Here is a 13,026-nt window from a genome sequence, read left to right as displayed (position 1 = left end):
GATGAAGAAAATTATACATGGTAAAAAGAATGAAAATGAAGAAATATATTCAATCTATGATGGCTTTTGCAGCCATCGTGTCCTTTGCGTCATGTTCGTCGGAGGACAACAACACTACAATTGAAAATGAGAGTGCGACAAAGGTAATGACCTTTACTGCAACGCAAGAAGGTGATTCTCAATCAACAAGAGCAGCTATTTCAACCTCTGATAGTAAAGTCATCAATTGGGAAGAAGGCGACCAAATAAGTCTTCTTTATAGTAGCGAAAATAAACAGTTTACGCTAACTGATGGTGCTGGAAGTACATCGGGCAAGTTTTCAGGTAAGGCAGGACAATCAAATTCTTATACAGCCGTTTATCCATATCAGCCAAATGCTTCTCTTTCGGGCAATGATGTGACAAACGTAACCCTTCCTGCCACTCAAACCGCTACCGACAATAGCTTCGATGAAAATGCTGCATTAATGATGGCAAAGAGCGACAACACAACTTTGGAATTCAAAAATGCCGTTGGTTATGTGAAGGTGAAACCTACTTTCAATTGCACAAGAATAGATTTAAAGGCTTTTGATAACTCTGCGGTATTGGCAGGAACTGGCACAGTCTCTTATAACAACGGAGAACCAAAACTCGATCTTTCCAATGCGGAAACAAAGGATTATGCCATCACACTGAGAGGAGACATCAAGGCAAACAAATACTACTATATTGCAGTACCCCCAGTTACACTTAAGGCTGGTTGGACTATAGAATTCACAGCGTCTGATGGTAAAGAATATTCCCGCAAGGGAACAAAACCCATCACTTTCACTCGCAATATGGTGACCAACCTTGGTGAGTTTGATATCAATGGAACAAATTGGTATAATCCAAGAGGAGATAAAGTTAGAGCCGACCAAGAGGTAGATTTGGGATTGACAATAAATATTGGCACAAAGAATTATAAAGTTATATTCGCCAAATCCAACCTGACAGCCGCAGGTCTTGCCGCAAGTGAATATGATTATGGTGATTATTTTGCTTGGGGAGCAACAGAGCCTTGGTACAAGTCTTATACTATTAATGTAGAATATTATTGGCCAACGGTAACATCAGATGGTTGGAAAGATGAACATAAAAGCGGTTATGCAGAAGGAACAGCCCCAACCTTCTCCCCCGAATATACGTCTGTAAAAGATTTTGAAATGTCAGACGACCCAGCTCGCAAGATTCTCGGTGGTGACTGGCAGTTGCCCACAAAAGAGATTTGGAAGAAATTGACTTCAAGTTATAACTGGACTTGGAATAATGAAATTAGTACAACTAGAAAAAAAGGTATGGAGGTAAAAAACAACTCCACAAGTGTCACTCTCTTCTTGCCTGCAGCTGGCTTCGTCAATGAGAAATCGTTCAATTTTGTCCACGCTTGGGGCTACTACTGGTCAGGCACAGCCTCCTACTATAGCTCGGATGCGTATCGCCTGTACTTTGCCAACAACTATACCCCTGATCAGAGCAGCTCCTTTCGCTTCTTCGGTTGTTCGGTGCGCCCAGTGCGCTTGGTTCCAGTAGATTGAAACTTGAGCAATAGCGCAAGGCGATTGGGTCATGGGGACAGGTACATTGGTTCACTCTTTAGGGTCGATGAACCTGTCCCCGATGATTCTTTTAACCCCTCTCAATATAACGTGATAGACTCCGCTATCTGAATGCTTTCTTGCTGTACGTGCCATTTCTCAATTATATATAGATGGTTCAAGTACCTGTCCCCTGACCCTCGATAGTTTCCGAAATCGCGAGTTGCACATAGATTGGAAGGAAGGTGAGACTAATGATGACGTTCAAAGTGCAAAAGGCGCAGTTCAAAGTGCAAATTTTGCACTTAACCATCCCCTAAAGTGCAAATTCTGCACTTTGGAAGAGATTGCTGTGCTCCGAGTTGTGCAAACAAATCCAACAGCCACACAGAATCAGATGGCTGCCATGATAGGAAAGTCGGAACGGACTGTTAAAAGCATCACTGTCTCACTACAGGAAAAAGGAATCCTGCGACGTGTTGGAGGAAAGCGAGACGGCAGATGGGAAATAACGGACGACTAAAAGGGTCATGGGACAGGTACCAGGGTCATGGGGACAGGTACATTGGTTCACTCTTTAGGGTCGATGAACCTGTCCCCGATGATTCTGTGAACGCCCTTCAAACCAAGCAAAAAAGTTGTTTCAACTATCGGAAAAGAGTGACGTCAAATATTATGCAATAGTTTTGCCCTACGTTTGACAAGGGTGTTGTCGGGCGTCAGAACATACAAAATCGTGTATTGGTGGCTATTCCGGTTGGGCTGTTTCTGTGATGGCAACGGTAGAGGACCTGGTGGTCGAAGGGTGGTCGAAAACCGCCGAGTCAGCGTAATCGACCACACATGTAAGCTGCATATATATAGCGCGTTATGCGGTTGTGGTGGTCGAGTGGTCGAAATTTTGCGACATCGCGTGTGCGCGTGCATACATGCGCGTACCTATTATATAAATGAACTTTCGCATGTGGGGAAGTTAAGGGAAGTTAAGGGAAGTTAGGGAAGTTAGGGAAGTTAGAGAGAAGTTAGAGGGAAGTTAGAGAGAAGTTAAGGGACAAATCCCTTAGTTGCGAAACTTGAATTATATAACATATAAAAGGGTTGTCTCAGTCTTTCTGCCTACATGGGAAGAATTGCTGTCCTCCGCGTAGCGCCTAAACATCCGATGACTTCTTTTCTAATTGACTCTTGGTTTTGGGCATGTCGGCAAATTCGGAACTTAGATTGTCGAACAGAATCTTTTGCTCGTCGGTAAGTGCGACGAGTCCGTGGCCCACTTCTCTGAACCATTTTCGCAATTCAATCTCATTGCGATCGCCATCCATGAAAGGATAACGCTTGTTTTGGATGACAAAGAGACGGAAGCGGGAAAGTATTTCATAGAATGATCCTGTGGGGAACGGTACTGCTTGTCCGTCTTGGTCGTAATCGTATTTTTGCGGTATTATCACTTTGTGAGTCTGCTCATCAACGTTCATGTTGTAGGCTTCCTTCAGCAACTGGCATAGGGTAGCGATAATCCGATCCTGATGCTCTGTGCCTGGAACTACATAGTCACTTAATGGAATTTCAAGGGTGTTTTGATAATTCCAATATGCTTTCGTTGTGATCTCTTTCAGCACCTTTCGCCAGTCTAATGACTCCCAGATATCAAGGTCGATATTGTAGCAGACTCCTTTTATGGTAATCTGGTTTTTGATTTTCTTTTTCTTTTCTTTGGGTTCTGCAGGTGTTTCGGGCGTGACAGAAACGTCTGGAGTCTGAGACTTCTGATGTGCTGATACATATTGTTGGATTAGTCCGATAAACCGTTCGCCGTAAGTATTGCATTTGTGTTCACCGATGCCATAGGTGTTGCCGAATGCTGATAGTGTTGTGGGCATATCTGTGGCCAGGGCATGGAGAGACTTGTCGGACATCACGACATACGCAGGATAGTTGTTCTCATTGGCAATTTCCTTTCTCAGCGTTTTCAGTTGTTCAAACAGTTCCATGTGCTCTGCTGTTGCAGATGCTGCTGTCGTTGCCTCTTCAGCAGTCTGTTTCTGACGACCTCTTGTGCGAGCCTCCCTACTGACAACTACCAATTGCACTTTGGCTTTTCCGTGAAGCACATCCTGTCCGAGTGGGGTGACGTGTAGATGGTTGTCTTCGTTGTAGGCAATCTCTATATATCCCATTTGCAACATCTGAAGCAGATAGTCGCGCCAGTCTCTTACAGGGACATCTCTGCCGGCTGCAAAGGTCTTGATTTGGTTATAACCACGTGACACGAGTTCCGGCGAGAAGTTTCCGTGCAAGATGTCTATGGTGAGCGTGAATCCTATTTGCTCATCGGTTCTGATAATGGCAGAAAGCGCCTTTTGTACCAGTTCTGTACCGTCGAATGTCGTTGGTGGAGTCTGGCAGACGTCACAGTTGCAACAGTTCATGTCGCTTGTTTCTCCAAAATAGTTCAACAGAATGCGTCGGCGACATATTTGTGCTTCGGCATATTCCTGCATGCGTTGTAGCTTTTCGGTGTTGATTTCGCGTTGTCCGCTTTCCTCTGCGAAATGGCGTAGCGTGATAATATCCTGCAAGTTGTAGAACAAGATAGTCTCGCAAGGCAGACCGTCACGTCCGCCACGTCCAATCTCCTGATAGTAGTTCTCTATAGTTTTGGGCAGATTGTAGTGGACAATGAAGCGCACGTTGCTCTTATTGATGCCCATACCGAATGCAACAGTAGCACAAACCACCTGGATGCGATCGTTGATGAAATCCTCTTGTATTCGATTGCGTTCGTCGGTGGGTAACCCTGCATGATAAACACCAACGGAAAAACCTTCTTTCCTAAGTTTCTCTGCAACAGTCTCGGTGGTCTTCTTTGCCAGACAATAGATAATGCCGCTATCGCCCTGATGACGCTGAATCAGATTGGTTATTGTGCGTAGCTTCTCTTTGGCAGAGTATCCCCTTCTGACATCCAGACTCAGATTAGGCCGGTCGAATGAACTGATAAAGGTTTCGGCATTTTGCAGACGTAACTGTTCTATAATGTCGGATCGCGTAATTTTGTCGGCAGTAGCCGTAAGTGCCATTATGGGAACATCAGGAAACAGTTCGTGCAGATTGCCCAACTGACTATACTCTGGTCTGAAGTCGTGACCCCATTGTGAGATACAGTGTGCTTCGTCGATAGCAAAGAGAGAAACTTTCAGCATGGTTTTCATCCATCCCAATTCCGTGATGAGTCGTTCGGGCGAGATGTACAGCAGCTTTATTTCACCTCGCAGACACCTTTCAGTAATTTGCCGATTGGCAATCTCGTCGTTTGCGCTATTCAGTGCCTCTGCTGCAATACCGTTGGCTACCAGCGTTTCCACTTGATCTTTCATCAGCGAGATGAGTGGGGAGACTACTATGGCTGTGCCCTCCATCATCAAGGCAGGTATCTGAAAGCAGATAGATTTTCCACCTCCAGTGGGCATGAGTACCAGTGCGTCCTTGTGTTGCAGCACGTGATTGATGATTTCTTCCTGTAAAGGACGGAAGGAATCGTAACCATAATATGACTTGAGCGTTTCTAAAGCTGTATTCATCGTTGTAAAGAACTTGTGTTGTTTGTATCTTGTCATTCCCTCCTATGTACCTACCTATTCAGTCCCAATGATCGATTGGGGTTAGAATATAGATTCCTCGGTTTCCGAGGTGAAGAGTTCGAGGGCTTTCATGCCCATGATAGAATTTCCTTTGGCGTTGAGGCGCGGACTCCATACGGCAATGGAATAGCGGGAGGGATAGATGGCAACAATGCCTCCGCCAACACCACTCTTGCCAGGTAAACCGACCAGAAAGGAGAACTCGCCAGCCTCGTCATAGAAACCACAGGTTTGCATGATGGCATTGATGCGCTTCACTCTCGATATGGTGAGATTGACACCTGCATGGGAGAAGGGCTCGTTGCTCTTGGCAAATGCCATGAAGGCGCGTGAGAGATCCTCACAGCTCATCTCCAACGAACACATCCTGCAATAGAGGTGTAACACTTGGTTGACATCGTTGTGCAGATTGCCGTGATGCTTCAACAGGTAGGCTATCGAGGCATTGAGGTAACTGCAACTCTGCTCAGACTGCGCCACTTCGTCGGAATAGTCGATGGTGGGGTTGCCGCTGATGGTGCGCACGAAATTCAGGTAGAATGCTTCGGGATCGTCAAGATTGGAGAGCAACACATCGGCAGAGACCAGAGCTCCTGCATTGATGAAGGGGTTGCGAGGAATGCCGTGCTCATACTCCAACTGCACCAATGAGTTGAAGGCAGACCCAGAAGGTTCTTTCGCCATGCGCTGCCATAGGTCTTTACCCATGATGCTCAGGGCAATGGCGAGGGAGAATACTTTCGAGATACTTTGTATAGAGAACTTCGTGGCGGAGTCTCCTAAGCGGTAGGTCTTACCATCGAGCGTGTTGAGGCATAAGCCAAACTGGTCGGGGTTGACACGAGCCAGTGCCGGGATGTAGTCGGCTTGTTTACCTTCGTGTGCATATACCTCTATTTCCTTCCTTATTCTGTCTAATATAGGCTGATAGTCCATAGTCCTTTTCGGTTGTTGGTGAGTCTTGCAATTGCAAAGCTAAACATTTTTTTTCAATCCTCAAAACAGTATTGCTGTTTTTTCGCCATCGGAGAGGTTTTTATCATCGGAATTTAAACAGAATCTAAACGGATTTTTGGAATTATGAAACTACGGAGATATAGAAAATATGGAAAATCTGTACAAATCTGTATGCTCTGTGGATTTCGGTTCCGTGTATGATGGCTGATGAACGAAAGAATTTCGCGAGAGATGTGTGACATTACAGATTTTATTTGTAATTTTGTGACATAAACTAAAAAAACGAAGTATTATGATTCAACGACTATTATCCTTTCTCGATGCTTCGCCAGTGAATTTTCTGGCAGTGAAGAACATTGCTGATGAACTCGAACGTCATGGTTTCCGCCGTATCAATCCTAAGAAACCACTGGGAAAACTGGTGGCTGGTGACAGATTCTATGTCACTAAGAACGATTCTGCGGTCTTTGCCTTCCAAATCGGAAGTATGCCGATGGCTGATCGGGGCTTCCACATGATTTGTGCGCATAGCGATTCACCGACCTTCCGCATCAAACCGAATGCTGAGATGGACTGTGAAGGCGGTATCGTGAAACTCAATACTGAGGTGTATGGTGGACCTATCATGTCCACATGGTTTGACCGTCCGCTGACTCTTGCGGGTCGCGTGATAGTGAAAGGTGAGGATGCGATGCACCCACAGACTCGGCTGTTGCATATCAAACGGCCTCTGTTGCAGATTAGTAATCTCGCCATCCACTTCAACAGACAGGTGAACGACGGCGTGAAACTGAGCAAACAGAAAGATGTGCTGCCTATCCTTGGTATCATCAACAATGAGTTGGAACGTGGCAATCTGCTGATGAATATCATTGTGGAAGCACTCGACGGAGTGAAAGCCAGCGATATTCTCGACTTCGACCTCTATCTGGCTGACACCACACCTGCCTGCACTTTCGGTGCACACGATGAGTTTATCTCCTCTGGCAGGCTCGACGACCTGTCGATGTGTTATGCCGGCCTTGAGGCTTTGCTGGCATCACAACCCACCACGACCACGCAGGTACTTGCCATCTTCGACAACGAAGAGACGGGATCACAGACCAAACAGGGTGCGGGCAGTCCGTTCCTATCTTATATGTTGAAGCGCATTGCCCTGGCACAAAGCGGTAGCGAGGAAGCATACTACCAGGCGGTGGAGCGTGCGTTTATGATTTCTGCAGATAATGCACACGCTTGGCATCCTAACTACAGTGAGAAATTCGACCCCACCAATCATCCTAAACTGGGCGGTGGTCCCGTCATTAAGTTTAATGCAGCGCAGAAATATGCCAGCGATGCGGTGTCGACTTCTATCTTCGCCAGCATCTGTCAGGAGGCAGGAGTGCCTTGCCAGCGCTTTGTGAACCATAGTGATGTGGCAGGAGGAAGCACGCTCGGCAATATCCTGGCATCGAGCATTCCTGTGAAGGGAGTGGATATGGGCAATGCCATCCTCGCTATGCACAGTTGCAGGGAGACCGGAAGTGTTGCCGACCATGAATACTGCGTGAAGGCTTTCACTGCGTTCTATGGTATGGAATAATATCTCAGACCGAACGAACAACCCTTTCACACAATAAACGACAACGATACACTAAAAGATGAAACAACAATACACCACGCTGCTATTCGACCTTGACGGAACCTTGGTGGATAGTGGCGAAGGTATTATGCGCAGTGCCGAACATGCACTCAACCATTTCGGCATTGAGGTTGCCGACTACCGTACGTTGCGACCCTTTGTGGGTCCGCCACTCGAAGACTCGTTTATAGATTTCTACGGCTTCACTCCAGAACAGGCTGCTGAGGCCGTCGAGGTCTATCGCGAACGCCATGCTGCCATCGGTATGTATGAAGAGGAACTCTATCCCGGTGTGCTCGATTTCCTGCGTGAGGTGAAACGCAGGGGTTATACCACCGCTATTGCCACGAGTAAGATGCGCTTTCAGGCGGATATCGTCGTGAAGGAGATTTTTCCAGAACTATCTCCTTATATCGATGATGTGTTTGGCAGAGATGATGAAGGACTGCTCCACACCAAGGCGGACGTGATCAATGACGGACTGAAACAGTTGCAGATTACCAACCTCCATGAGGTGTTGATGATAGGCGACCGCCGTTTCGATATTGAAGGGGCGAAGGCCTGTGGACTCGATTCCATGGGTGTGCTCTTTGGTTATGGTGATCGTCCTGAGATGGAGCAAGCCGGTGCCGATTATATCTGCGAATCGTATGACGAAATGCTGCAATACCTTTAAACTCCAACAATGATGAAGACAAAGAATAATCATGGAATGAGGCTGATGGCGGTGACGGTGACAATCATGCTGCTGACGGCAATGTCGTGGTCATCTTGTATCAAGCGACTGCCCGGTAGTGACCAACAACCGCGCTCTGCCAGCCGCCCACTTATGGGAGGTAATCTGCATCAAGAGCGTAAAGCGCTGAAAGCTACGATGGCTTCTCTGCCTCCTGACAAGCAAAGGGCTATGTCAAGGGAGGAACTTACATATACCCTGACGCGTACTGCCAAGGGAGTGAAGGCGCAGGAGATACGTCACTTTGGCTATTTGACTTGTTGGAACTCGGATTGGCTTATCCCCAACTGGGTGGCGTATAGTCTGAATCCAAGGAAGGTGGCTGGTATCGTGAAACGTCCTAAACGCCAGTTTGAACCCGATCCACAGGTGAAGGGTCGTTCGGCAGAACATAGTGACTATACGCATTCAGGGTATAGTCGTGGCCACATGGCTCCTGCTGCCGATATGAAATGGAGTGAGCGGGCGATGAACGAGAGCTTTTATCTGAGTAATGTGTGTCCGCAGGTGCAAGCCATGAATGGTGGTGTATGGGAACATGTGGAGCGCAAATGCAGGCAGTTGGCAAAAGAGACTGAGATTTTTATCTGTACAGGTCCTATCATGGGCAAACGTCCAGAGCGCATCGGTAGAAACGGTGTGGCTGTTCCGGAACGATTCTTCAAGGTGGTTTGTATGCAGCGCAACGGTAAATGGCAAGCCATCGGCTTTGTTGTTCCTAACAGTGATTGCAAGGGAAGTATGTTTCGCTATGCTTGTTCGGTAGATCAAGTTGAAGCGTTGACAGGCCATGATTTCTTCTATGAATTGCCTGATTCGATAGAAAACAAAATAGAGGCGGCATGGGGAACGCAAGCCGATTGGCAATAACTTATTCGCGTGGATAAGTTGAATGCCATATAGATATTATAGAGCAGCGAAAGCATAGTGAAATTGAATTTTCACTTTGCCTTCGCTGCTTTATTATCGAGATGTGATGTTAACGATTGGCGATTAGTAGTCGTAAAGACGGATGTGGAGAATCTTCCAATCGTCGCACGAGATGCGAGCGTGACGGCCCTGATGGTCTTGGTCGCCATTGTGGCGGCGCAAGAACTGTAGGCTTCCATCGGAAGCAATAGTTACCTCATCCACAAAACCGATACCTTTGCGCTTGCCAGTGAAACGACCTTTTTGTTGTTTGGCGGTCTGTTGACCAGCCAAGGCAAAACCATCTTCACCCAGCGTTTTGTGTTCTTCGCGGTTCTTCTCGTATTCGGTGGCAAAGCTCACGACGATGCCAGAACCCGCCAACAGATATTCGTTGGCTGCCAAACGGATGATCATAGCACCACCTTCGGGCCATGTTGAACCATCGGTGGCACGAGCGTCCCAAGGTAAGGTGTAGTAATGGCGCGCGGTAATCATCGTGCCTTTATCGTAGATGATGCGCTCTTTGTCTTCTTGGTCGAAGAGCAGTCCCCACGAAGGTTTGTTCATCAAGGGGCGCAACTGGCGTAAGAGGTCGTACGACTTGCTGATGCCATTGGTTTCTGCCTTACTGGCTTGGTCGATGGCAAAGGGTGAAAATCCCAATGCCTGATGCTCGCCGAAGGCATACATGGCGCGCACACCACTGTTGACACAGCAACGCGTTTCGGGAACAAACAGACGATTGTTGGCAAGCGCATATTGACTTGCCCAACCCTTGAAGCCCGTGTCGTAGATGTCGGGAGCCAGCAACAACAGTTGTGGAGCTCCAGCATGCCAGAGGTCGATGAGGTGGGCGAGCGGTCCTGCCGAAGGATATTGTCCCGGCAGACGTCCTCGGCTGTTCATGGCAGCATTGACATAGAACGGCAGTTGCGTGATTTTTCTGCCAGCCTCACACAGTCTGCCTACATATTTCGCATAGTTGTAAGCCATAAAGACCTCGTCGGCATAGACATCGGTGCCAAACATGCCATTCCATGTGCGTTCCTTGAGGTTGAGACGATTCGTCAACCAAGGGTGGAGCGACTTCTGGTGTTTCTTCAGATAACTTATCAATTCGTCGGGCACAGGCTTTTGCCATTCGCGTTCTGCCAATGGTGCATGGTCGCGAGCATCTTCCAACATACCTATTTCATTCTCCACTTGAATCATGATGACCACATCCTTGCCCCGTTCTTCCACTCGTGTGAGCAGTGTTTCGAAGGCACGGCGGTCTGCTTGGAACACCTCTTCGGAGAAGCAACTGGCAATTTCCAATGGTTTGCCATCGGCTGTTGTGGCGCGAGGGAAACGTTTGGTGTCTTGTTTGAACCATAGTGGTGCGTAACACGACATGGAGTTTTTCCATGCTCCAAACCACAATAATACGAGTTGCAACTGATTCTCACGTGCTTGGTCGATAGTGCGGTCCAAGAGTGTAAAGTCGAACTTTCCCTCTTGTGGTTCAAGAAATTCCCAGTAGATGGGCGCCAGTACGGTGTTCAGTCCAAGGGCTTTCATGCGAGGCATGACCTTGTCGATGTCGGCAACCGATGTGGTTGCCGAGTTGCTGAGCTCTCCGCCGAGCATGAAGAAATCGTTTTTCTGCTGTGCATGAACAGGCGACAGAAGACCTAAGAATAATATAAAGGAGAGTAGAATCTTCATATACTATTGTTTTTTATTTGCGAATCCACCGAAATACTTCAAGCAAACATCGCGCCATTCACGTGCATTCTGTAGCTGATCTTCCAAGCGATCATCCACTTCGCGCCATCGCTGTTCATCAACATAATGGCGCATTTTGTTGTGCCAGATGTTATGATAGGTCTCTACGTTGATGACACCTTGGTTGTAGTGATACTGCAGCGACTCCCACAGGGTGCTTCCGTCTTTCATTCGATAAGTCCAAGGCACATGATGGAACCACAGCAGGAGATTCTCCGGACAGGTCTCCAACTTATCGTACATCGACGCATAGGGTTCGCGATACTGGCTCACAGCATCGGTACCCTTAGACGAACGGTCGAAACCAATGCCGTTGGCGTCAGCCTGATGATAATATACCGGGCACCATTCCAATGGATATTCAGCCTTGAAGCCATCGGGTTCTGGACCATAATGGTGGTCGAACTTGAAGATATGGTGTAAGCCCAATGGCATCATGTAATCGACACAGGTCTCACGACTCTCTTCCATGATGGTTGACATCATATAGACGAAATTCTCATCGGTACTGAAAGTTTGTCCCAACCATTCTTTGGCAATATCCTCAGACGATAGTGATGGATCCCATGCCAAACGTCCGAAAGCATACCAGTTGGCTTGCGAGAAATGGTGACCACACCAGTTGCGGTCCTTGCCGATATTGGCTACGCCTGAAATGCCCGCCAGCCATTCGGGTTCCACATACTGGAAAAACTCTTTCCACATAGGACCGAGATAGACCAGATGGTGTGACTGACCAGTGTATTCCTGTGTGATTTGCAGTTCAGCCATATTGGGCGTCTCGCTAATCTGATCGAATACAGGACTGTAAGGTTCACGTGGTTGGAAGTCGAGCGGACCGTTTTTGGTTTGCAGAATGACGTTTTCGCGGAACTTACCGTCGAGCGGTTTAAACTCAGACACCGCCTGTTTCACGCGGTCTTCCCCTTTATGGTTAGCGCCATAGACGAAGCAACGCCAGATGACGCTACCGTTGAAAGGTGCTAAAGCATCAGCCAACATATTGGCACCTTCGGCATGTGTGCGATGATAGTCGCCCGGTCCGGGTTGTCCTTCACTATTGGCTTTCACCAAGAAACCGCCGAAGTCGGGGATGATACTGTAGATTTCCTTTGCCTTTCGCTTCCACCATTGACGCACACGCTTGTTTTTTGGATCAGCGGTGCGTGTATCGCCAAGTGCCATTGGTGTGGCGAAATTGATAGAGAGATAGACGCGAATGCCGTAAGGGCGCAACAGATCGGCAATCTTTCTGACCTCGTCGAGGTATTCACGCGTCAGCATCTTAGGCGAAGCGTTGACATTGTTGAGCACCGAACCATTGATGCCGATAGAGGCATTGGCGCGTGCATACTGATGAAGCAATGCTTCATCGAGGTGGAACCACTCGAAGATACTCTCTCCTGCATAGCCACGTTCGATGCTTCCGTCAAGATTGTCCCAGTGGTTGAGCATTCTCAAACGAAACCTTGGGTGCTGTTCCACGTGGTTCATGTTGCCTTGTGTGGCTTGACGACGCAGTACATCGTAAGCGCCATAGAGCAGACCGATGTCGCGTCGGGCACGTACCACGACACTGTCTTCATTGCCATTGATGGTAAAACCCTCGTCGTCTGTAAGGGTAGGGTCGATGAGTAATGTTGCCTTTGTACCAGCGAAATAGTCGGTAAGTTCTTGTTTTGCCAAGTCTATCGTTGCCGATTGTGCATTGGTGCTCACGTGTGCTGTTTGGCTTTTCTGTGCCGGCAACCATAAACGATGGCCGTCTTCAGCCCATGAAGATAGGGTGAAGACAGTCAGAGTAAGTAGTGTGAATAGTTTTTTTTTCAT

Annotated in this window: 8 protein-coding genes and 1 pseudogene; 5 read left to right on the top strand and 4 right to left on the bottom strand. The window is 47.6% G+C overall.

Features of this window, described 5'->3' with window-relative positions:
- Positions 1-29 precede the first annotated feature (29 nt).
- Positions 30-1,559: a fimbrillin family protein gene (locus CIK90_RS09430; protein WP_094465076.1), complete on the top strand. Its 1,530-nt coding sequence runs from the start codon at positions 30-32 to the stop codon at positions 1,557-1,559.
- A 337-nt stretch (positions 1,560-1,896) separates the two neighbouring features.
- Entirely contained in the window at positions 1,897-2,082 is a 186-nt protein-coding gene (locus CIK90_RS14460) for a helix-turn-helix domain-containing protein (RefSeq protein ID WP_094447207.1), read from the top strand.
- Positions 2,083-3,337: 1,255 nt separating this feature from the next.
- Here CIK90_RS14460 and recQ read toward each other — a convergent pair.
- A pseudogene (gene recQ, locus CIK90_RS09420) lies at positions 3,338-5,140 on the bottom strand (DNA helicase RecQ); the annotation flags it as partial.
- A gap of 81 nt (positions 5,141-5,221) precedes the next feature.
- On the bottom strand, positions 5,222-6,136 hold the full coding sequence (locus CIK90_RS09415) for a glutaminase (RefSeq protein ID WP_094391718.1): 915 nt from the start codon (positions 6,134-6,136) through the stop codon (positions 5,222-5,224).
- Positions 6,137-6,449: 313 nt separating this feature from the next.
- Here CIK90_RS09415 and CIK90_RS09410 point away from each other — a divergent pair, with 313 nt between their 5' ends.
- Genes CIK90_RS09410 through CIK90_RS09400 form a run of 3 tightly spaced genes read left to right on the top strand, consistent with a single transcriptional unit; the run spans position 6,450 to position 9,387 of the window.
- A complete protein-coding gene (locus CIK90_RS09410) occupies positions 6,450-7,742 on the top strand; it encodes a M18 family aminopeptidase (protein WP_094465072.1) in 1,293 nt (430 codons plus the stop codon).
- 58 nt (positions 7,743-7,800) lie between these two features.
- Positions 7,801-8,457 carry an HAD hydrolase-like protein gene (locus CIK90_RS09405; RefSeq protein WP_094391720.1) on the top strand — a complete coding sequence of 219 codons (657 nt, stop codon included), beginning with the start codon at positions 7,801-7,803 and terminating at the stop codon, positions 8,455-8,457.
- Positions 8,458-8,466: 9 nt separating this feature from the next.
- On the top strand, positions 8,467-9,387 hold the full coding sequence (locus tag CIK90_RS09400; protein ID WP_094391721.1) for a DNA/RNA non-specific endonuclease: 921 nt from the start codon (positions 8,467-8,469) through the stop codon (positions 9,385-9,387).
- A gap of 123 nt (positions 9,388-9,510) precedes the next feature.
- Here the strand turns inward: CIK90_RS09400 and CIK90_RS09395 are convergent, their stop codons facing one another.
- Together CIK90_RS09395 and CIK90_RS09390 are read right to left on the bottom strand one after the other, a co-directional pair.
- The gene (locus tag CIK90_RS09395) at positions 9,511-11,136 is read right to left on the bottom strand and encodes a DUF5597 domain-containing protein (protein ID WP_094465070.1); all 1,626 of its coding nucleotides are present in this window, start codon (positions 11,134-11,136) and stop codon (positions 9,511-9,513) included.
- Between the two features lie 3 nt (positions 11,137-11,139).
- A complete protein-coding gene (locus tag CIK90_RS09390; RefSeq protein WP_094465068.1) occupies positions 11,140-13,026 on the bottom strand; it encodes an alpha-glucuronidase in 1,887 nt (628 codons plus the stop codon).

This window comes from Prevotella sp. P5-126 (assembly GCF_002251185.1).
In the GTDB taxonomy this organism is placed as follows: domain Bacteria; phylum Bacteroidota; class Bacteroidia; order Bacteroidales; family Bacteroidaceae; genus Prevotella.
Note: the sequence above shows the minus strand (reverse complement) of the source record. Positions and strands in the feature narration are given on the sequence as shown.

Excerpts from the sequence above, each read along its gene's own strand:
- CIK90_RS09410 (WP_094465072.1), top strand. The coding sequence starts at position 6,450 with ATGATTCAACGACTATTATCCTTTCTCGATGCTTCGCCAGTGAATTTT.
- CIK90_RS09395 (WP_094465070.1), bottom strand. The coding sequence starts at position 11,136 with ATGAAGATTCTACTCTCCTTTATATTATTCTTAGGTCTTCTGTCGCCT.
- CIK90_RS09430 (WP_094465076.1), top strand. The coding sequence starts at position 30 with ATGAAAATGAAGAAATATATTCAATCTATGATGGCTTTTGCAGCCATC.
- CIK90_RS09415 (WP_094391718.1), bottom strand. The coding sequence starts at position 6,136 with ATGGACTATCAGCCTATATTAGACAGAATAAGGAAGGAAATAGAGGTA.
- CIK90_RS09390 (WP_094465068.1), bottom strand. The coding sequence starts at position 13,026 with ATGAAAAAAAAACTATTCACACTACTTACTCTGACTGTCTTCACCCTA.
- CIK90_RS09405 (WP_094391720.1), top strand. The coding sequence starts at position 7,801 with ATGAAACAACAATACACCACGCTGCTATTCGACCTTGACGGAACCTTG.
- CIK90_RS09400 (WP_094391721.1), top strand. The coding sequence starts at position 8,467 with ATGATGAAGACAAAGAATAATCATGGAATGAGGCTGATGGCGGTGACG.